Annotated in this window: 18 protein-coding genes and 1 pseudogene; 10 read left to right on the top strand and 9 right to left on the bottom strand. The window is 60.7% G+C overall.

The window, feature by feature from the left end; all coding sequences use genetic code 11:
• Positions 1–122 precede the first annotated feature (122 nt).
• On the top strand, positions 123–1226 hold the full coding sequence (locus BBF93_RS06870) for a Fic family protein (protein ID WP_114105434.1): 1104 nt from the start codon (positions 123–125) through the stop codon (positions 1224–1226).
• Positions 1227–1306: 80 nt separating this feature from the next.
• Here BBF93_RS06870 and BBF93_RS06865 read toward each other — a convergent pair whose 3' ends face one another.
• From BBF93_RS06865 to BBF93_RS06845, 5 genes are all read right to left on the bottom strand, one after another.
• Positions 1307–2125 (bottom strand): alpha/beta hydrolase, encoded by an 819-nt coding sequence (locus BBF93_RS06865; RefSeq protein WP_233349301.1) that lies wholly within the window; start codon positions 2123–2125, stop codon positions 1307–1309.
• 164 nt (positions 2126–2289) lie between these two features.
• Positions 2290–4401: a TonB-dependent siderophore receptor gene (locus tag BBF93_RS06860; RefSeq protein ID WP_114105432.1), complete on the bottom strand. Its 2112-nt coding sequence runs from the start codon at positions 4399–4401 to the stop codon at positions 2290–2292.
• 90 nt (positions 4402–4491) lie between these two features.
• Positions 4492–4890 carry a DUF2946 family protein gene (locus BBF93_RS06855; protein ID WP_114105431.1) on the bottom strand — a complete coding sequence of 133 codons (399 nt, stop codon included), beginning with the start codon at positions 4888–4890 and terminating at the stop codon, positions 4492–4494.
• Between the two features lie 122 nt (positions 4891–5012).
• Entirely contained in the window at positions 5013–5441 is a 429-nt protein-coding gene (locus BBF93_RS06850) for a hypothetical protein (protein WP_114105430.1), read from the bottom strand.
• A gap of 63 nt (positions 5442–5504) precedes the next feature.
• Positions 5505–6041, bottom strand: a complete 537-nt coding sequence (locus tag BBF93_RS06845) for a DUF1826 domain-containing protein (RefSeq protein ID WP_233349300.1) — start codon at positions 6039–6041, stop codon at positions 5505–5507.
• Positions 6042–6198: 157 nt separating this feature from the next.
• Here BBF93_RS06845 and BBF93_RS06840 point away from each other — a divergent pair, with 157 nt between their 5' ends.
• From BBF93_RS06840 to BBF93_RS06810, 7 genes are all read left to right on the top strand, one after another.
• On the top strand, positions 6199–7404 hold the full coding sequence (locus BBF93_RS06840) for a GTP-binding protein (protein WP_114105428.1): 1206 nt from the start codon (positions 6199–6201) through the stop codon (positions 7402–7404).
• Between the two features lie 114 nt (positions 7405–7518).
• Entirely contained in the window at positions 7519–9711 is a 2193-nt protein-coding gene (locus BBF93_RS06835; RefSeq protein WP_114105427.1) for a TonB-dependent siderophore receptor, read from the top strand.
• Positions 9711–10901, top strand: coding sequence for an ABC transporter substrate-binding protein (locus BBF93_RS06830; protein ID WP_114105426.1), 1191 nt, complete (start codon positions 9711–9713; stop codon positions 10899–10901). The genes BBF93_RS06835 and BBF93_RS06830 overlap by 1 nt, the downstream gene beginning before the upstream one ends.
• Entirely contained in the window at positions 10898–11959 is a 1062-nt protein-coding gene (locus BBF93_RS06825) for an iron ABC transporter permease (RefSeq protein WP_114105425.1), read from the top strand. The genes BBF93_RS06830 and BBF93_RS06825 overlap by 4 nt, the downstream gene beginning before the upstream one ends.
• The gene (locus BBF93_RS06820; protein WP_114105424.1) at positions 11959–12726 is read left to right on the top strand and encodes an ABC transporter ATP-binding protein; all 768 of its coding nucleotides are present in this window, start codon (positions 11959–11961) and stop codon (positions 12724–12726) included. Before BBF93_RS06825 ends, BBF93_RS06820 begins: the two co-directional genes overlap by 1 nt.
• 348 nt (positions 12727–13074) lie before the next feature.
• Complete coding sequence (locus BBF93_RS06815) at positions 13075–14658, top strand: alpha-glucosidase (protein WP_114105423.1); 1584 nt, start codon at positions 13075–13077, stop codon at positions 14656–14658.
• Between the two features lie 147 nt (positions 14659–14805).
• A complete protein-coding gene (locus BBF93_RS06810) occupies positions 14806–15771 on the top strand; it encodes an aminotransferase class IV (RefSeq protein WP_114105422.1) in 966 nt (321 codons plus the stop codon).
• Between the two features lie 49 nt (positions 15772–15820).
• Here the strand turns inward: BBF93_RS06810 and BBF93_RS06805 are convergent, their stop codons facing one another.
• Positions 15821–16570 carry a TetR/AcrR family transcriptional regulator gene (locus BBF93_RS06805; protein WP_114105421.1) on the bottom strand — a complete coding sequence of 250 codons (750 nt, stop codon included), beginning with the start codon at positions 16568–16570 and terminating at the stop codon, positions 15821–15823.
• Between the two features lie 35 nt (positions 16571–16605).
• Here BBF93_RS06805 and BBF93_RS06800 point away from each other — a divergent pair.
• Positions 16606–16920, top strand: a pseudogene (locus tag BBF93_RS06800) (integrase core domain-containing protein); the annotation flags it as partial.
• A 249-nt stretch (positions 16921–17169) separates the two neighbouring features.
• The gene (locus BBF93_RS06795) at positions 17170–18060 is read left to right on the top strand and encodes an endonuclease/exonuclease/phosphatase family protein (protein WP_162786455.1); all 891 of its coding nucleotides are present in this window, start codon (positions 17170–17172) and stop codon (positions 18058–18060) included.
• 140 nt (positions 18061–18200) lie between these two features.
• Here the strand turns inward: BBF93_RS06795 and BBF93_RS06790 are convergent, their stop codons facing one another.
• The 3 genes from BBF93_RS06790 to BBF93_RS06780 all read right to left on the bottom strand — a co-directional run bounded on the left by BBF93_RS06790 (position 18201) and on the right by BBF93_RS06780 (position 19813).
• Complete coding sequence (locus BBF93_RS06790) at positions 18201–18443, bottom strand: hypothetical protein (protein ID WP_114105419.1); 243 nt, start codon at positions 18441–18443, stop codon at positions 18201–18203.
• A gap of 165 nt (positions 18444–18608) precedes the next feature.
• The gene (locus BBF93_RS06785) at positions 18609–19247 is read right to left on the bottom strand and encodes an acyl-homoserine-lactone synthase (protein ID WP_114105418.1); all 639 of its coding nucleotides are present in this window, start codon (positions 19245–19247) and stop codon (positions 18609–18611) included.
• A gap of 164 nt (positions 19248–19411) precedes the next feature.
• Positions 19412–19813: a helix-turn-helix domain-containing protein gene (locus BBF93_RS06780; RefSeq protein WP_114105417.1), complete on the bottom strand. Its 402-nt coding sequence runs from the start codon at positions 19811–19813 to the stop codon at positions 19412–19414.
• Positions 19814–19995 lie beyond the last annotated feature (182 nt).

Genomic DNA, 19995 nt, shown 5'->3' with positions numbered 1-19995 from the left:
GATATTGCTGCGGTTCATGCGGTAAACCCGCGTGCATATCGGCGCGCAGTGATCGATAAAACACCCTTTTATTAATCATTTTTACCGCATAATGTGATCGAAATCTTGGAGCTTTTTCGATCATGAACTGGAACTGGCAGCTTCGCGACTGGCCGGATTTCCTCCGGGACTCGCAGAGACTCGCCGCCCGAGAGGCCCGTTTTCTCGAGCAGGCCGGCCTGCTGATCGGCACATCCCGTCATATTTCCGATGAAGACCGGATCGAACTCGGTATATCGGTCATGAGCCTGGAAGCGATCGATACGTCTCAGATCGAGGGGGAAACGCTGGACCGGGCAAGTGTGCAGTCCTCTATCCAGCGCGCCCTCGGTCTGAAGGCCGCCCGGACATCCGCCCGCCCCGCCGAGAGCGGGATCGCGGACATGATGGTCGATCTCCTGCAGACAACAGGTGAACCGCTTTCAGGCGAAATGCTTCATCGCTGGCACAGGAAGATGCTGGCCGGTCGCACTGACCTCAAGAGACTCGGCGGCTACCGCCAGCATGAAGAACCGATGCAGATCATATCGGGCGCATCCTACGCGCCGAAGGTTCACTATGAGGCGCCGCCTTCAAGCTCCGTTCCCGGCCATATGGCAGCGTTCATCACCTGGTTTAACCAGACCGCGCCAACCGGCGAGGCGCCGCTGCTTCCGATCGAGCGGGCAGGACTTGCCCATCTCTGGTTCGAGTGCATCCATCCGTATGAAGACGGTAATGGCCGCATCGGCCGCGCCATCTCGGAAAAGGCGCTCGCGCAGGGAAGGCAGCGGCCTGTCTTCACCTCCCTGGCCGGCGCCCTGTTGCGTCACCGCAAGGACTACTACCGTGAACTGGAGCTGGCGAGCGTTACCCTGAACGCCGACCGCTGGCTCAGCTGGTTTGCGGATATCGCGCTCGAAGCGCAGGATCGGAGCCTGAGGCAGGTTGAGTTCATGCTGGCCAAGACCCGCCTCTTCGACCGGCTCGCAGGGCAGCTGAACCCGCGGCAGGAGAAAGCGTTGCTGCGCATGTTCGCCGAAGGCATTGACGGCTTCAAAGGGGGGCTGAGCGCGAAGAATTACATGACGATCACAGGCGCCCCGAGCGCAACAGCGACGCGCGACCTTGCCGACATGGTCGCCAAAAGCGCAGTTGTTAGGCAAGGGGAACTTAAATCCACCCGCTACTTCCTGAACCTGGACTGAAAAGGCTCTCGTGACAGATCTCAGTATCCCAGACTTGAAAAGACCAGAGCAGGCGGACCTCGAATAACGAGTGTCCGTTGTTAGTCCATCAGACCACGCATTCTCATCCAGGCAATGAACTGATCAAACCACGCATCACTCGTCGTCCCGTTTGGCCTCAGATCGAATCCGTGACCACCGCGTTCATAAACATGCAACTCTGCCTCCGCGCCCGCTTCGACCCAGGCCTGAAAAATACGGACACTGTCATTTCTCAGCATCTCATCATCGGCGGCCGAAGCGATGAATGCCGGCGGCGCGTCACCGGGCACTGGTGTACGCAATCCACCATACAGCACACCGATGAAATCCGGCCGGTCGGCCTCCTCTCCAATTGCCAGGTCCACCGCCAGGAAAGCGCCGGCAGAAAAGCCGAGGACACCCACCCGCCGGGGGTCGACACCCCAGTCGGCGGCATTCTCACGGATGAGCTCTATCGCGCGTACGCCGTCGGCGAGCGCAGCGGCCTCTCCCGCAAAGCCCGGGATCTCGGCCGGCGTCCCGGTCTGCGCGCGATCCATCAGCCTCTGCATTTCTTCCAGGTGAACCGCCGGTAACTGGTACGGGTCTCCTGCGCTCGGAATTGTGCGATATTTTAGCACGAATGCCGTCACCCCCTGCCCGGCCAGTCTTCGGGCGATGGCCGCGCCCCCTTGTTCGTATCCGATCCCAACGAATCCGCCTCCCGGGGCAACAATCACGCCAACCCCCGAGGCGTCACCTGAAGCGGGCAGAAACACTTCGATTGCCGGATCGCTGACATTGAAGATGAACGTCTCCCCGGCCTCGTCGACCACTACGCGCGTCTCCGGCACGCCAAGCGGGGTAATCTCTCCTGCCTCATAAAGCGGAATTATCACTCTGGCGTCCCCCACCGATTGGGGGGACGCACAGGCGACCAGCATTGCGGCAAAGCCAAGGGCAAGGATTATTCCAGCGCTCTTCTGAAGGTACGGTCTCATATGCCGGCTTTCAGCGTAAGGAAGACCATGACCTACCCCAGCCAGATTGTGCCAATACGGTCTCATATGCCGGCTTTCAGCGTAAGGAAGACTGATCTTGGCTGATTAGGCGCGACGATTGCATTTCCGAAATAGGAGAACGGATCGAAGGCTTCGCGTCCCCCGAGATTGATTGCGGATACGCCGACCGTAAAATGATCGAATTCGTAAGATGCCTGCGCATCAATCGCGGCATATCCGGGCACGGCCACGGTGTTTGGCAACGTAAGCTCGCGAGAACTGAACGCCGTGACGCCAGCCCCGAATGAAAGCCCTTTCAGAGACCCGTCGAGAACCCGGTAGCGGGCGGCAATCCTTCCGCTGTTATTGGGCACGCGCGTCAGCTCATCGCCTGGCGCAACGCCCTCATCGCGGGTGTCGGTGTAGGCATAGTTGGCGAGCAGCGAGAAGGCCGGAACGGGTTCCCAGACGAGATCGAGTTCCAGCCCGCTCGCCCGTTGCCGCCCGCTCTGGATGTAAAATCCGAGATTATCCGGATCGGACACGGTCACATCGTCCCGCACCTGCCGGAAGGCGGCAACTGTGCCCGACAGGCCTGTCGCCGGCAGATCCAGCTTAAGCCCACCCTCCAGATTGTCGGAAGTTTCCGGGCGCGGACTGGCAAGACCGATAAAGCCGAATGGCGCACGAAACGCGGTGGCATAGCCGGCATAGGCTGCAACACCGGGCACAAGATCGAACGTCGCACCGATGCGCGGCGAAACATGGGTGTAGGTGGAATCATTGGCGACGCCGATATTGCTGTTCTCGACGAATTTGAGCGAGGTGACGCGCAAACCGCCGGTGAGGTGCAGCCGGCCATAGCTGGCCTGATCCTGCACATAGGCTGCATATGTCTCGAACCGGTCATCCGTATAGGAATTGACGGGCAGTTGCGGCGTGTAAGAAAGGTTGTAGTCGGGGTCGGCCAGATCGATGGTACCTGAAGGTGTATCGCTGACGAACAGTCCCATGCCGCTATAGAAGTCGGTGCGGTCGTAATTGACCCCCAGCAGCAGTGTATGGTCGCCGCCCAGCACCTCAGCCCGCTTTGTCAGGTTTGCATCGAAGGTCGCCTCCTTCGTGCGTGTATCCATTGTAACGGGCGCGACCGGGTACACAGTTGGCGTCGCCGGGTCTGCCGGGAAGAGATCAGGAAAGACAAAGCTTCCATACTCATCGATGGTCCCGCGATAGTACCTGCCCGTCACATTCAGTTCGAGCTGATCGGAAAAGATGTGCCGCAGGCTGACCGTGCCAATGCGATTGTCGTTCTCGGTGCGGGGCTGGCCGATGGGCGAACCAGGAAAAACATCTCGCTCAATGGTGCCCGCCAGGGCCTGCTCAGCCGGTATCCCTGAATATTCCAGACTGCTGCGATGATTGAACTGGCCCTGGACCAGCAATTCAGTCTGAGGACTGAGCTCGAACAAAAAGCTGGGCTGAACTGACCAGCGCTCCCCCTCCACGAGATCAATCCAGCTGTCTGCGCTCTGATATTCGGCGGCAATACGCGCTGAGATGGCATCAGTCAGCGGCGCATTGAATTCACCGTAAGGGTTTATGGTAGAGAAGCTACCGCCCCGCAGGGCGACATAGCCGCCGCGTTTCGCATCTGGCCGCGCAGATGCGACATTGATCAGGCCGCCCAGCGGTGTGCCAAGCCCGCCGCCATAGAGCGTCGCCGTCGGCCCCTTGAGGACTTCAATGCGTTCGACACCGGTCAGGCTGCTCGGATCATAAGCCTGTTGATTGCCTGCAAAAATCGGCAGTCCGTCAAGGTATACCTCGGCCGGGAAGCCACGCATGATAGGCGGAATGAACAGGTTCTCGTCCGAGCGTGTCGGCGTCACGCCGGAAACATTGATCAGCGCCTCGTTGAGCTGACGCCGGTCCTGCTCCCTGAGCAGCGCCCCGGTAAGCACCTGGACAGATTGAGGCACTTCTATCAGGGGCGCGTCCGTCCGTGTCGCAGACGCGGTCCCCGAGACGGAATAGTCAGCGCGCTGACCGGTCACGACCACCGTGTCTTGCCGCCAGGAAGCGTCTTCATCGGCAGCTTGAGCGAATGCCGGGGCGCAAAGCGCGAGGAGTGCTGCTCCCGAAAGGAGGCGGCGGGAAAATTTCGATTGCATGGTGAATATCTCACATACTGAGGCCAGACCGCGCGAAAGCGCGCGACAGAAAGTGCGGTCCCGAACAGAACCGGCGTGATCGTCTTGCTGTCAGATGAGTACAGGCGGCCCGCGTGAGCCAAGCGGCGGGCCCTGCGCCTCACGAATGAGACCTGGTTCGAACCGCACAAAGACACCGGCACGGAAGCGGGCTACCGGAGCACCGAGGATGACCGGCTCCGGCAATGGTTCATGGAATGGAACCGTACATGCCGGACAATGGCCGTCATGCCCGGATTGATCGGGCGCATCCTCGCCCAGCAGCTCTGCGAGATGTACTGCCGCAGCATATACGTCCGGTGCACCACTGCCAGATGACACGCATAAAAACCGGGCGATGCCAGCATCATCAGGTTCTGCAACGGCCATTGGCCCTGGCAGGAACACCTGCAGGGCCATCCCCAGCATCGCGAGGAAGAGCGCCAGTTTGCGTTGCACCGGTCCGGTCATGGAACACCGGTTATATCAGATCGCGGATATCCGCATGTCTGTAATTGTCGCAGCCCGATCCGCCGCGGCCACAATCAAACGCTATTGCCGATGGAACACTATCCTGTCACCCGCTCAGCCGATCAGCCTTCGCCTCCGCCCGCAAATACCGGGCCGGCGCGCCAGATCCAGATCAGCAGCACAAGGCCAGTGATGATTGCGAGCGCAAATCCCGACAGCATCCATGAGTTCAGGTACCATTGATCGCCCCAGCTGAATTCACCGCTCATGATCCGCGTCCAGCCTCTGAAGTGCTTGGTCGAGGCAACCGACACGCCGAAGACGGCGAAGATGGCCGAGAGATAGCGCACGAGCCAATGCGCGGGATTGGGTAGGAGAAGCAACAGCCCGAGCAGACCGATGACCGTGCGCTGACTGCGGCAAAAGGGGCATTCATAGACAAGCCCGGACAGATCCACCGCCCAGGTCAGGGCACAGACAAGTAGCGCAAAGGCGCCAACAATCCGGCGGCGCTGCAAAAGGAATTGAGGGAGGTTATTGAAGGTGTTCATGTTGTCCTCTCCTCCGGATCGGCAGGCAAGGCCCGCGCAAACCCTATACGCAATGCTGCAGGTCTATTCCCAATGCGTCGGCAGATCCACATCCACAACGAGAACAAGCCGGGTTTCTCCTGTTCCCTCAATCGGCGGTGAGCGGTGGAGTATCCGGCCTTCACGGCCACGGCGCTGTCCGAGCAGCATCCCGACTTCGAAAGTCTGCATCTGGAATATCGAGGCGTTGCCAGCCCCGGTGTCAATCCACTGCGTTCCGGGCCCAAGATAGGTCGTAATCAGACGAAAGCCGGTCTCATCCTTGTGAAATTTCCGGCATGCATCATCGGTGACATATTCAAGACGCATCGACAGTTCGTCCCCAAGCCCCGAGAGCGGCGCGAGGAAGTCAGCCGCATCAGAAAGGATCAGACCGGTGACGGCAGGAGGCCACCCCAGCGCGTCCAGGAATTCTTGCGCGCCTGCCAGGATGTGCGCCATCGAACCGGCGATGCGAAAATCATCGAACTGATGCAAATCCAGTTCCCGAAACGCGCCAGAGAGCCCCGGATCGGGCTGCCGCGCCAGCGTCGCGAGTTCGGCGGTCTCATTTATCCCCACTGCCAGCAATTCAGCCAGGCTGCGACATACGCTGACCCCAGCGCACGAAACGCCGTCTCCGAACCCGGATTCACAATTTAACATCAGGGAGTGCCTTGAAACTTCATTGTCATCATGATTGTGATATTATCACATTACAATTCTGTCGAGCCCGCCGATGCCCCAAAATGAAAAACTGCCCGTCACCGTGCTGTCTGGCTTCCTGGGCGCGGGCAAAACTACCCTGCTCAACCACATCCTCAACAACCGGGACGGCAAGCGGGTTGCCGTCATCGTCAATGATATGAGCGAGGTGCATATCGACGCAGAGCTTGTCCGCCAGAAAGGCGGTGAACTTTCCCGAACCGATGAAACGCTGGTCGAGATGTCGAACGGCTGCATCTGCTGCACCCTCCGGGATGATCTGCTCAAGGAGGTTTCGCGGCTCTCCCGCGACGGCCGTTTCGAATACCTCCTCATCGAATCCACCGGGATCTCCGAGCCCCTGCCCGTTGCGGCCACCTTCGACTTTCGTGGCGAGGAAGGATTTTCACTCGGTGATCTTGCGCGGATCGACACCATGGTCACCGTTGTCGATGCGGCCAACATCCTGCGGGACTATGAAAGCGAGGAATTCCTCGCCGATCGCGGCGAAAGCCTCGGAGAGGCTGATCAGCGCCCGCTGGTTCAGCTTCTGGTGGACCAGATCGAATTTGCCGACGTGATCATCCTCAACAAGGTCAGCATGATCGCGCCGCAGGATCTGGAGGTCGTCCGTAAGCTCCTGCGAGGTCTGAACACGGACGCAGAGATTATCGAGACAGACTATTCACTCGTTGAAACCAGCAAGGTCCTAGGCACCGGCCGGTTCGATTTTGAGAAGGCCCACAATCACCCCCTCTGGGCGAAGGAACTCTACGGGTTCACAGACCATATGCCGGAAAGCGAAGAGTATGGCATCGAAAGCTTTGTCTACCGGGCGCGCCGCCCCTTCGATCCGCGAAAGTTCCACGAATTCATCCATTCGGCCTGGCCCAATGTCGTCAGGGCCAAGGGCTTTTTCTGGCTTGCGACCCGGCCGGACTGGATGGCCGAGCTCAGCCAGGCCGGCGCCCTCGTCCGGAACGAGCGGATGGGCCGCTGGTGGGCGGCCGTGCCCGAAGAGGACCGCCCCGCCTCCCCCGACTTTGCCCGGTATATCGAAACCGTCTGGGATCCGCGCTTCGGAGACCGCCGGCAGGAAATCGTCTTTATCGGTATCGGGATGGATCAGGCCGCGCTGACCGCCCGGTTGGACAGCTGCCTGACCGATCCCGGCGCGCCGTCCCCCTCCACCGGCTTTCACCCCCGCAAAGACCTGGAAGATCCCTTCCCGGCCTGGTGAACCAGACTATCCCCGCCCTTCAGGCGAGCGCCTGCCCCGGCGCTTCCCCCCATCAGATCCTGCAGCAATCCCGGCCGCTCAAAGTCCAAGACCCAGAAAGATCGCAAGAAACCCATGAACTCTCACCACAAAACCAGAACCGCTCTCCTCGCCACATCCATCCTGACGCTGCCCTGGCTGGCAGCGAACGCTCAGGAAGATCTCGCCGACGGCGTGCGTATCGAAGAGACCATCGTGGTTACGGCAACTCGGGGTGAGCAGCAGCTCATCGACGTACCCGCCTCGATAGCCGTTCAGGATACGGAGGAACTCCTGCGCAACGGGTTCACCTACGGAACGGATGAATTCCGGGGCGTGACGGGCGTGTTCTTTCGGCGCGGCGAAGGGGATGGCGATGAGTTTCCTTTCGTCTCCTTCCGCGGATCGACAGGAACCGAAGGGTCGCTGAGCCTCGTCGACGGGATCCCGATCATCGGACTTTATGAGGAAACGCAGACCAACCTCATTCCCTACGAAGCCATAGATCAGATCGAAATCGTCAAAGGCCCTGTTTCCGCGCTCTATGGCCGGGGCGCCCTCTATGGCGCGACGAACTACATCACGCGCAATCCGGAGGGCGACGCCGTCCGCACCCGCCTGACCGCAGGCAGTGATGATTACTATCGCGGCGACCTCTCTCTTGAACGCGCCTTCGGCGAGGCTGGGGGCGTGATGCTGGCCGGCACGTATGAAGATTATGGTGGCTGGCGCGAGCAGGGTGGCCGGACACTCTGGAATCTGTTCGCCAAAGCGAATGCCGACCTGGGCCCGGACACAACCCTGTCTGCCTATGCCAACTATAATGACCGCGACTCCGACATGCCAAACGGGCGCCCCCTCGGTGCGAACGGCGAAGTCCTTCCCTTTGACGGCGGTGATGAAGGGTTCATCGGCTATGGCCGCCCGAACAATCAGTCACAGAACTGGCTGACAGCGCTCAAGCTCGAGCACGCCGTCTCCGATGAGCTCTCGCTATCCTTCACCGGTTCCTACCGCGACATGAAGCGCGACGTCTTCCTCAACTTCTTTGATCCGTGGGGCGTCAATCTGGATGCCGGCATTGTCGGCTATAACGGGTTCCGCGGCGCAACCACCCAGAAGGTGTGGTTTGGAGAGGCCACCGCGCGCTGGGAAAGCGGGCGCCACAACATTCTCGCCGGCATCAGCGCCGAACAGTCCGACATCACGGAGTTTATCGGCTGGACCGGTCAGAACGGCTTCACCTTCGCCTGCGGCTTCACCTACTATCTCGTCGAAGTCGATTATCAGAGCGGCGATGTCCTGAACGCAAATCACCCCTGCTTCGTGACGGACGAGACCCGAACCCATACAGAGTTCGACAACGCATTCTACGGCGCCTTCATCCAGGACGAGATCAGCCTTGCGGAACGGCTGACCCTGACAGTCGGGCTGCGCTATGATGACTTCAGCCGGGACGCCACCTTCTTCCCTGTCACGGGGGTGACGACAGGCGGTGACATCAGTGCCACAGCTGATGCCTTCTCCCCCAAGGCCAGCCTGTCATGGCGCACGGATTGGGGCCAAGTATATGCCGCCTACGGCCGGGGCTTCAACTCCAACTTCGGCGCCACGTTTGAGTGGGATCCTGTCCAGTATGCCCGGCCGGAGTCGAAACCGACCGAGATTGACAGCTACGAGATCGGCGCCAAGGGGCGTTTCCTAGACAATACGCTAACGGTCGAAGGCGCGCTGTTCTACAGCGAACAGACGAATCGCCGCCAGATCGTCGATAATCCGGATGCCGCTGATGATTTTACCCTGCCATCGAACCTGATTACCTTCGGCGACGTCTACAAGAGCCAGGGCGTGGAGCTTTCGATGACCGCTCGCCCCTCGGAGTTCACCACCGTGCGCGCCGCCTATACCTACCTGGATCCGGAGTGGGACGACTATTCCGTGTCCGGTGCGGACTATTCCGGCAACACACCTGTCGGCGTGCCGCAGAATATTCTTTACCTTCAGCTCGATCAGCAAGTCACCCGCTGGCTCGACCTGCGAGCTGCCTATGAAGCTTATGACGACTACTACTACACTGTCGATAATGCGTACAAGGATGGCGGGTATGACCTTTTCTCCTTCAGCGCCCGTATGACGCCGGAAGCATTGGCCGGGTGGGCGGTGGAAGCATCGGTCACCAATGCCTTTGACACCTCCTACTATTCCTATTTCGGAAATAGCAGCACCCCGATGTATGCCATGCCCGGCCCGCCTCGCCAGTTCCGGATTTCACTCTCCGGGGCCTTCTGATGATCAGACGGATACTGGCCAGCGCTGCAATCCTGCTTGCCGGTTGCAGCGACCCGTCCGCGCCAGCATCTCCACCGGAAGGCCCGCCTTCCGGTGCAAGGGAACTTGCCTTCAGCCACACGCAGACCTTCAAGGTCTATGAGCGGGACGGATACCGCATCGTTGACCTCAAAGCCCCGGTGATAAGCTGGGGCAGCGAGGCGAAAGGCCAGGATCAGACCGCCCGTGTCGTGCTTGCGCCGAAAGACATGGATCCCCCGGCGCTGGAAGGCGATCTTGCCGGCGCCACGCTGATCCGCACCCCCGTGGAGCGGATCGCCGTCAATTACGCCACGCTCGAAGCCATGCTGACAGAGCTTGGCGCGGAAGACCGCCTCGTCGCGGTCGGCGGGGTCAAAAGTTACAACGACACCATACGGGTCCGCGCGCGGTCTGGTGAGCTAGCCCAGGTCGGGTACGGATGGCATGCGCCGCCCCTGATCGATCCGCTCGTGGGTGCCTCTCCGGACCTGTTCCTCATGGTACTGGGGGATCTCGGACACGCAGAGCATTATGAGCGCATCAGATCACTGGGCGTTCCGGTTGTGCCGGTCTTCTTCGAATCTGAACCCCACTATATGGGCCCGGTCGATTATGTCGGCCTGCTCGGCCTTATGACCGGCAAGGAAGCAGAAGCCAGTGAGTTCATTCAGATGGTGGAGGGGAACGTTGACGCGTTGAAGGCGCGCGCCGCGACCCAGCCAAAGAAGCGCGTCCTGAGCGCCTGGTTCGCCGGATCAGGGCGATGGATGGTGACCGCCCGCAATCTCGAGAATGCGCTTCTGGAGGACGCCAATGCCGAAAACCTGATGCGCGAACCCGATAATCCGCGGCTCGACGCCACCCAGAGGATGGGAACTGAAACACTCCTGGAACGGGCGCGGGAAGCAGATTGCTGGATCCTGCGCGACTCCCATTCCGTGGCCTTCGCGGACAAATCTGTTCTCTCTAACTTCCGGGCCTGGCGGGAGGGCTGCGTGTTCGCATCAGATGGTCTCTACAAGGCGGATGCCGACGCCTTCGACATTTACGAAACCGGCGTCATCCGGCCAGACCTCCTTCTCGCCGACCTGACGCGGATGCTGCACCCCGGTCTGCGCGACGCACCCTTTGTCTACATCCAGCCTGACACGAAAACACCTCAGCCATGAGCGACGCAGTCACCACCACACCGCTCAGGGCAAGCCAGGTGAAACTGGCCGTTCCCGCGCTCATCCTGTCGCTCGCGGCGGTCAGTCTCTTTACACTGACGACTGGCCAGGTCGCTTTCAGTATCGACCGCCTTTTCACCGCCCTCCTGTCGCCGGGCGCTGACCCGGTCGGGGCCCAGATCATCCGGGATATTCGCCTGCCGCGCATTGCCACCGGGATGATTGCCGGCGCCGCGCTCGGCATGTCGGGTGTCCTGATGCAGGCCCTTTTCCGTAATCCAATGGCCGATGCCTGGTCCCTTGGCCTGACGGCCGGCGGTCAGATGGGCGTGGCGCTGATTGTCACCGCAACCGCGTTCGCCGGCCCGGTCGCCATAAGTTTCCTCACGGCCTTCCAGGGCATTGGCCTGACAGCTGGCGCCCTCCTCGGCGTGGCGGCGTTTGCTGCCCTGATGACCGCGCTCGCCTCCCGTGTCGGAACGATCACTCTGCTCGTGATCGGCCTGATGCTGGGATTTACTGTCCAGGGACTGGTAAGCGTCATCATCCACTTCGCCAACCGCATCGGCGGGCGGGTTTATTCCGGCTGGAATGATGGCACCTTCGCCTCCACAACATCCGGCGACCTCGTCTGGCTCGCGGTTCCCGTCCTCGCCGGCGGCGTGCTGGCTATCCTCGCGGCCAAACCGCTGAGTTCGCTGTTGCTGGGTGAAACCTACGCCAGGAGCCTTGGCACGGATGTCGGCCGTCTCCGCTGGTTAGCACTGTCTGCAGTCGTGATCCTGGTCGCGCCCGTAACCGCCTTCTGCGGCCCGGTAACCTTCATTGGACTGATTGTTCCCCACTTTGCCCGCGCGATCGCCCGCACCTCCCGCATCCTTCCGCTCCTGCCACTCGCCGCGCTGAGCGGCGCCCTCCTCGCCATTTCGGCAGATGCCGTTGTCCACCTGCCCTGGGAGCAGCACTTCCTGCACCTCAACGCCATTCTGGCCATTATCGGCGCGCCGGTGGTGATCCTGCTGCTGCTCTTCTCTCCGGCCATGAGGGGCAGAAACTGATGCTTCGCCTTGAGAACCTCACCTGCGGATATTCCGGCCTGTCAGCGCCGGTGGTGACTACGCCGGACCTTGAACTCCCGGCGGGAAGCTTCGTATGCGTCATTGGCCGAAACGGGGCGGGCAAGTCCACACTCATGCGGACACTGGCGGGGCTTCAACCGGCCCTGTCCGGCGGCGCCTTTCTGGAAGGCGCCGACATCGCCCGGCTTGGCGCGCGTGAAAGATCGAGGCGCATAGCGGTTGTCACGACCGAACGGGTTTCGAGCCCCGGGCTCTATGCCCGGGATGTGGTCGAGATCGGCCGGCAGCCTTTCACGGACTGGCAGGGACGTCTTGCCAGCGAAGACTTCAAAGCGGTCGACGAAGCATTGCGAAAGGCTCGTGCCGAAGCTTTTGCGCCAAAACTCTTCGACGCCCTGTCTGATGGCGAGCGGCAGCGCGTGATGATAGCCCGCGCCCTCGCCCAGGCCCCGCGCCTCATGATCCTTGATGAAATTACTGCCTTCCTCGACCTTCCTGGCCGGGTCGAAATCATGTCCCTTCTGCGCCGGCACGCGCGTGAAACGGGAACCCTCATCCTGATATCGAGTCATGACCTCGAACTCAGTCTGGAAATGGCGGACCAGCTGTGGGTCGTCGACCAGAACACTCTTAGTCACGCGCAGCCTTCAGACGCAGCCCTGCGCACGCAGATCGCGGCATCCTTTGACAGCGCCGAGGTGGCGTTTGATCCTTTGACTGGGCGCTTCACTCTCACAAAAGGCTAAGTCCCGCGCAGGGCTCGGCGCCGAACCAACTCCGCAAAGGCGCTCGCGCAATGACGGCGGCAAACCGCCGTTTTGCCGAGCCCGCGCTGACGCCGGGACCTATTGCGGCTGGCAACGGGTGCGCCCGTGGTCAGTCAGGATCTCAGTCACGGGGCATCGCAAAGCTTCCGGTGCGCCGCGAGCCTCGACGTTTAATTCCGGTAGCCCGAGCATATTGTCAATATTTATCGAATATATTAGGGTGCGTAATGACCGAACCTCGCACGGAACAGTCACCGCAGGACACCCCTGAAGCGCGAAGCTCGCAAGCGGGCCGCGGACGCAGTCCACAACAAGAGAGTATCCAGTATGAGCGAACCCTGGTGGCACGGCGCGACGATTTATCAGATCTATCCCCGCAGCTTTAGTGATTCCAACGGTGACGGGATCGGAGACCTTCCGGGCATAACCGCGCACCTCGATTATATTGCCTCACTGGGTGTAGATGCCATCTGGATATCCCCCTTTTTCAAAAGTCCGCAGGCCGACTACGGTTACGATGTGAGCGACTATCTCGATATCGACCCGCAATTCGGGACGTTGCCGGACTTTGACAGACTGATCGAGCGCGCCCACGCTCTGGGTCTTCGGATATTGGTCGACCTGGTCTGGGCGCACACCTCCGACCAGCATGAATGGTTTGCCCAGAGCCGTTCCAGCCGAAACAATCCTAAAGCCAACTGGTATGTCTGGGCGGACGCGAAAGCCGACGGCACGCCGCCCACTAACTGGCAGTCGGTGTTTGGCGGGCCTGCCTGGACATGGGATGCGCGCCGCGGCCAATATTACATGCACAACTTCCTCTCGGCCCAGCCGCAGCTCAACGGGCACTCTGCGGAAGTTCAGGACGCGTTACTCGCGATCGCGCGCTTCTGGCTTGATCGCGGCGTTGACGGATTCCGGTTGGATGCGCTGAACTACATGATGCACGATCCGGCGCTGACAGATAATCCTGCGGCGCCAGAGGATGGTCGACGACGCAGCCGTCCGCATGACTTTCAGCGCCACCTGTTCAATCAAAGCCATCCCGACATCCCGATCTTTCTGGAACGCGTACGCCAACTCCTTGAAAGATATGGGGATCGTTTCGCCGTTGCCGAAGTTGGCGGCGCCGATACTGACCGCGAAATGAAACTGTTCACCGCTGGGAAAAACAGGCTTCAGTCAGCTTACGGATTCGATTTCTTCTATGCCCGCCAGCTCACGCCGTCAGGGGTTCGCTCCGTCCTCGAAAAATGGCCCGATGATCCGGAAACAGGATGGCCCAGTTGGGCGTTCGAAAATCACGATGTGCCCCGCGCGCTGTCGCGCTGGACGGAGCAAGAGCATTTCTCTGAGTTCGCGCGGCTGAAAACGCTCCTGCTGACCTCCCTCAGGGGAAATATCTTCATATACAATGGTGAGGAACTTGGCCTGCCACATTCCGATCTCGCATTCGAGGATCTGCGTGATCCCGAAGCTATCGCAAACTGGCCGCTTACGCTTTCGCGCGATGGCGCGCGCACGCCGATGCCCTGGCAGGCGGATGCGCCCAACCTGGGTTTTAGTGCCGCCCGGCCCTGGCTGCCTGCGTGCCCCGGGCACCGCCACCTGTCTGTCGAAACGCAGGAGCGCGCTTCCGATTCCCTGCTCGCCTTTACCCGCTCGGCTCTGGCTGTCCGCAGGGCCAGCGCCGCCCTGAGATGGGGCCGGATAGAGTTTATTGACACGGCCGCACCCCTCCTCGCCTTCGAGCGCCGGCATCAGGATGAGCGGTTGCTCTGCCTGTTCAATTTAGGTCCGGACACGCAGCAAGCATCCCTGGCAGAGATGGCGCATGAACACCTTCTGACGACAGGGGCGACAGAAGGAAGCCAGCTGGGGCCGTTCGCCGGACTGATTGCGCGCCTCTAGCAGGCAACGGAAAGGGCAGCAGCTTTTACGGCCATCCTTAAACAAGGTGGGGCACAAAATGCGGTAAGTAAATCGATATTTATTGACTTTCTTTGCGCATCCGTTTCGGGTGACATCCTGAGACCGAAGATACGACAGGGGACAGCAATGCTGATGTTTGAGAAACTGCTGACTGAGTTTCAAGCGCGGGCCGAGCACCGCGCAAAGCGGACAGACGAATTTGCAGACGGTATTGCCTGGATCGAAAATGAGTTTGTGCCGGTCGGACAAGCGCGCATTCCGATACTGGATCAGGGCTTCCTGCATTCGGACCTGACCTATGACGTCCCCGCAGTCTGGAATGGCCGGATCTTCCGGCTCGATGATCACCTCGACCGTCTGGAAACAAGCTGCGCCAAAATGCGGCTCCCGCTTCCTATGGCGAGGCCCGAGCTGCGCGGCCTGGTTATTGATCTCATCTCCAGGAGCGGGCTGCAGGATGCCTATGTCGAGATCATTGTGACTCGCGGGTTGAAGTTCCTGCGAGGCGCACAAGCCGAAGATATCGTCCCGAACCTCTATCTTATGGCAGTGCCTTATGTCTGGATTCTTCCCCTGGAGTACCAGCACCATGGCGCCCCGGCTGTCGTGACACGGACGGTACGCCGTACACCCCCGGGGGCGCTCGATCCCACAATCAAGAACCTTCAGTGGGGCGATCTCGTCCGGGGCCTGATGGAAGCAGGTGACCGCGACGCTTTCTTCCCCATTCTCCCTGACGGAGACGGTAACGCCACTGAGGGCGCTGGCTACAATATCGTCCTTGTCAGGAACGGAGAGCTTTACACCCCCCGTCGAGGAGTACTGGAGGGCATCACCCGCAGGACAGTTCTGGAGATTGCGTCTGCTCGCGGCTTGAAAACACATGTCACCGAGATACCCGTCCAGGCACTCTACGAATGCGATGAATTATTCATGTGTTCGACGGCGGGCGGCATAATGCCACTCGTCCTTCTGGATGGGAACATTGTGGGTAAAGGAACAGTCGGTCCGGTTACACGGATGATCTGGGAGGCTTACTGGGATCTTCATTATGATCCGAGGTTCAGCGAACCTGTGACGTACGCGCGGTGAGCGCGGCGCAGGCCCCTGCGCGCGCCCCTCCCTCTTTCGGGTAATCGGATCACCTGCCCGGTTCTTCCCCGCCCGCCTCAGTCATCTGGCCGACGATGCAGACCGGTTTGCCAGCGGCAAGGTTCGTGCGATGAACCTCGCGCAGCTCAATACGCTCGGGAAGGAACAAACGACAATATGCGGTGCAGGCATCGACCGCTTCGAGATAGAATTTCTCAGTAATGCGACCATGTTTGAGATAGGAAATGCGCCACACCGCATCGAGAATTTCTATAGTGATATGAAATTTAGTCTCCGGATCCCGGACGAAAGGCATATGAAAGACGGTATCGAGGCGGTGATACATCTCTTTGCCGGCCTCGATATTATACTGAGCGTCAGCCTGTCTGGTTTCCAGCCCCCCGAAACCGCCCAGAAGCAACTTCAAGGCAGCCGGATGGCGATTATAGAAATGCATGGCCTGTTTTTGATCCCAGGCCATAAGCGACTGCCAGCTCTCAAGCGCTGAAGGAGCGATCGGCTTGAGGGTGAGCGCTTCGAATCCGCTGAGGTAGCGATTGGCAAGCGCGAGAAAAGCCGCCTCTTTGGTCGGGAAAAAGTGATACACTGACCCGGGTGGCACGTTCGCCTGATCGGCAATCTGATACAATCCAATCTCATCGGGACTATGATCGGCGAGAAGCACCTCGACCGCATCCACGAGCGCTGCAAAGCGAATCACACCGCGTTCGCGAGAAGGCTTGCGAGGACTTAACTGACGCCTGGCAGCGGGTCCTTCAGATCCGGCCTTCTTAGCCATATTCCCTCCGGCAACTTAAATGCTGGTTTCAAGTACCCCGAAGCATTCGAGTCGACAACGGTCCGGAGTTCGCCGGGCGGGTGCTCGATCAATGGGCGTATCTCAACAAAGTCGAGCTCGACTTCTCAAGGCCCGGAAAACCCACGGATAATGCTTACATTGAGGCGTTCAACAGCCGGCTTCGGCAGGAGTGCCTCAACGCCGCCTGGTTCCTGTCGATGGCCGACGCCCGAAGCCGGCTAAATGAATGGCGAGAGGATTACAATGAAAACCGGCCGCATTCAGCGCTTGGAAACTTGACGCCAAGCGCCTTTGCGGCCCTACTTGAACCAGCCCGAAAAGTCGCATGACGGTCGGACCAAAGTCGGGGTCAGCACTAGGTGAACCTGACCTTGTTTCTGGACCATCTGACCCAAGAAAATTCCGGTACCTATATCTCTGCCCAGAACATCCTCCAATTCCGGGTCTTGCCGCCGCGCAATGATTTTCCAGGGGCTCCTGCGAGCCGAATACAGCGCCAGCAAAGATGCCTCTACAAGTGGTCATGACTTCAGGACCAGATGCAGCTAGGCAGAGTCAAAAGATTTGGAGAGGCAGTGATGCTTAAATTTCTATCCGGTCTCAGCGCCGCCCTGCTTATCTGCGCGTGCCAGATCAGCGCGCCCCGCGCGACGGAGCAGGAAGCCCCGCCGCTGCGCCTGGCAGCCTGGAACATGGAACACCTCACCGCCGAGCCGGGCGCTGGCTGCATGCCCCGCGATGAGGCCGGACTTGACCTCGTCGCTGACTATATCACCCGGGTCGACGCCGACATCTGGCTGCTTCAGGAAGTCGACGGGGAAGCCGCGCTCGCCCGTGTGTTCGGAGAGGGCTGGACCTTTCACGTCGAAGACCGCGGCCCGGCCGGCGACTACCCTCTCTGCCGGGGCCGGGAGGATGGCGCCCGTCTGCGCGCTCAGAACACTGCCATCGCCGTGCGTGACGGCATACTGCATGAGCGCCTGCCCGACCTCAGCGCGCTCGATCTCGCCGGGGACCGGCGCACCCGCTACGGCGTGGCCATCAACCTGCCCGGCGCGCAGCCTGTGGACATACTGAGCGTGCATCTCGCCTCCGGATGCTTTGCGGGCGAGAGCTCAGACCGCTGCCCGGCGCTCTTTGCTCAGGCCCAGGTCCTGGAAGACTGGATTGATACGCGCAGCGCAGCCGGACATGCCGTGATTGTCGGAGGCGATTTCAACCGCCGCCTGGAAACCGCTGGCGACCCGGTCTGGGCCAGGCTCAATGACGGCGTCCCCACAGGCCTGCATATTGCAGGCGCTGGCACCGGCCCGTCCTGTAACCCGCGCTATACCGACTTCATCGATTTCCTCGTCCTCAACGACGCCGCCTTTGCTGGCAAGCGCGCGGGCTCATTCCGGGAAACCACCTATGACCCGGGCGATCAGCCCTCCGATCACTGCCCGATTTCGGTGGAGCTGGCGCCGTGAACAGGGAAGATCCCCGCAGCATGCGGCGGTATAAGCCATGAGTGGCTGGGACCGGGACAAGTCAGGAGATTACACGCCGCGCCCGCCACCGGCCTGGGTGTGGCTGATTGCGGGCGCTGCGGTCTTCCTGCTGGTGATGTTCAGTCTGACGCGTTGAGCGCCCCGGTCTTCTGTAGCGAGGCGGCCAGGCTCAGCAGCTGCTCCCGCGCGATCAGCTCAATCCGGCCTTTCAGGTCCCGGGCCCTGCCCTCAAGGGCCGACTCGTCGACCCTGAACTTCACTGTCACCCTGGCCTGAGATCTGGGGTGAACGAACTCGACCGACACATCGAGATCCTCAAGATCTATCGTCGTATATCTGAAGTCCCAAAGCCTGTTACGCATTTCGTGTCTCCATGGATTAGCCGGGCCAGTCCCGGCCTGTCCATCTGACATGCGTTGATTGATTTGAGTTCCCCTCTAAGGGGATGGGGCCGCATCCGCCCGCCAGCCAGGCCGCTCCGTCGTCCCCTAAACCTTGTCCGTTCCCGGACCAGTTCCCGGCGGTCATCAGGCGATGCATGCGCCGGTCTGATCAAGCCCGGCCGCAATCAGGTCCGCGACGATCTCCGGGGCGATGCGCAGGCGTTCGATGAGGTGGTCCAATGCCTCGAGGTCGATCGCGGACATGGCCGGGATCCATCCCCCACCTTCTGCAAGATGGATGGGCTGACCGAGCGCCTGCGTCCGGAATGTCTCCGCCACCTTGCTGAAATGCGCATGGCGGACCAGCCAGACGATCTGCCCGATCCCCTCATCAAGGCACCAGGCAGTCATGCCCAGGGCCAGCCGGCAGCGAAGTTCAAACTGGTCGAGCAGGTCGGGAACGCTGCCCGTATCGACCACAAGCCGCGAGCCTTCCCAGATCCCGGGACCGGCCGGCCCGTCGCAGTGGGGCGCCAGAAAGTCTCCGAGCATGTGCGGGGAGGTCGTCGGATTAAGCCGGATGCATCCCTGCAGAACGCCGCCGTCTCCGGCCAGCACATAGACGGATTCTGCGGTATCGAACCGGTCGCGCCCCGGCTCCGGAACCGCGCATGCATAGACGCCCGGGCCCGCCGCCCGGACCACCGTCTCGCGCAGGTCGAACAGGCGGGCCAGCCTGTCGCGGTTCTGCGTGTGAGCACGGGGACCGATTACCCGGAACATGCCATTATGCCTCCTGCCGGGTCACAGGCGTAGCGCTCCCTGCCGTGTCTTCAATCCTCCCGGCCAGTCCGGAACCGGTGCGGCGATCAATACAATACATCATGAGGATACTCCTGATTGGTACCCTATACTAGAACATCCGATCTACTTTGGAAAGAAAAAGCTCAGTCCTTCCGGGCGAGCGCCCGCAACACCGCGACCATCTGTTTGAGATCGGCTTCTGACTCCGTGCGCGCCAGCAGCCAGCCCGCCTCTTCCCTCAGCGCATCGCGCCGGCGCGCCGCCTTATCGGCCCTGCCTTCCGTCTGCAGCGCTCCGGATCGCTTAAACAATGAGGCAATCGGCACGCCCAGCACCGTGGACGCCCTGTCGATCATGCCGGCGCTGAGCCGGTTGGCGCCGGTCTCGTATTTCTGGAGCTGCTGATGGCTCACCCCCATCGCCTCGGAGACTTCCGCCAGGGTCTGGCCCCGCCGGAGCCGCGCCTGGCGCAGATTCTCCCCCACGACCCGGTCCACCTCTGTTGGTGCCCGTGAGGCCGACCCCGTCCTGTCTGATTGTCCCATCGATATTTGAGCTCCTGTTCAGCCCCCCGCTGAAACTTAAACGAGCATATGGGTATATTCATCACGCGTCGAGATGCATGCGGACCTGGTCTCTCCGCTGAGAGCGCTTCCGGCGCGCGGCGTTTGTCCGATACGCCCTTTCCTCCGCGGTCGAGGTTTACCTGGCCGTCCGCTCCCCGGGG

It is taken from the genome of Hyphomonas sp. CACIAM 19H1, assembly GCF_003325995.1.
GTDB classification, from domain to species: domain Bacteria; phylum Pseudomonadota; class Alphaproteobacteria; order Caulobacterales; family Hyphomonadaceae; genus Hyphomonas; species Hyphomonas polymorpha.
Note: the sequence above shows the minus strand (reverse complement) of the source record. Positions and strands in the feature narration are given on the sequence as shown.

Bases quoted from the DNA above. Each gene is read 5' to 3' on its own strand.
- BBF93_RS06870 (WP_114105434.1), top strand. From the start codon at position 123: ATGAACTGGAACTGGCAGCTTCGCGACTGGCCGGATTTCCTCCGGGAC.
- BBF93_RS06860 (WP_114105432.1), bottom strand. From the start codon at position 4,401: ATGCAATCGAAATTTTCCCGCCGCCTCCTTTCGGGAGCAGCACTCCTC.
- BBF93_RS06855 (WP_114105431.1), bottom strand. From the start codon at position 4,890: ATGACCGGACCGGTGCAACGCAAACTGGCGCTCTTCCTCGCGATGCTG.
- BBF93_RS06850 (WP_114105430.1), bottom strand. From the start codon at position 5,441: ATGAACACCTTCAATAACCTCCCTCAATTCCTTTTGCAGCGCCGCCGG.
- BBF93_RS06840 (WP_114105428.1), top strand. From the start codon at position 6,199: ATGCCCCAAAATGAAAAACTGCCCGTCACCGTGCTGTCTGGCTTCCTG.
- BBF93_RS06835 (WP_114105427.1), top strand. From the start codon at position 7,519: ATGAACTCTCACCACAAAACCAGAACCGCTCTCCTCGCCACATCCATC.
- BBF93_RS06830 (WP_114105426.1), top strand. From the start codon at position 9,711: ATGATCAGACGGATACTGGCCAGCGCTGCAATCCTGCTTGCCGGTTGC.
- BBF93_RS06825 (WP_114105425.1), top strand. From the start codon at position 10,898: ATGAGCGACGCAGTCACCACCACACCGCTCAGGGCAAGCCAGGTGAAA.
- BBF93_RS06820 (WP_114105424.1), top strand. From the start codon at position 11,959: ATGCTTCGCCTTGAGAACCTCACCTGCGGATATTCCGGCCTGTCAGCG.
- BBF93_RS06815 (WP_114105423.1), top strand. From the start codon at position 13,075: ATGAGCGAACCCTGGTGGCACGGCGCGACGATTTATCAGATCTATCCC.
- BBF93_RS06810 (WP_114105422.1), top strand. From the start codon at position 14,806: ATGCTGATGTTTGAGAAACTGCTGACTGAGTTTCAAGCGCGGGCCGAG.
- BBF93_RS06805 (WP_114105421.1), bottom strand. From the start codon at position 16,570: ATGGCTAAGAAGGCCGGATCTGAAGGACCCGCTGCCAGGCGTCAGTTA.
- BBF93_RS06795 (WP_162786455.1), top strand. From the start codon at position 17,170: ATGCTTAAATTTCTATCCGGTCTCAGCGCCGCCCTGCTTATCTGCGCG.
- BBF93_RS06790 (WP_114105419.1), bottom strand. From the start codon at position 18,443: ATGCGTAACAGGCTTTGGGACTTCAGATATACGACGATAGATCTTGAG.
- BBF93_RS06785 (WP_114105418.1), bottom strand. From the start codon at position 19,247: ATGTTCCGGGTAATCGGTCCCCGTGCTCACACGCAGAACCGCGACAGG.
- BBF93_RS06780 (WP_114105417.1), bottom strand. From the start codon at position 19,813: ATGGGACAATCAGACAGGACGGGGTCGGCCTCACGGGCACCAACAGAG.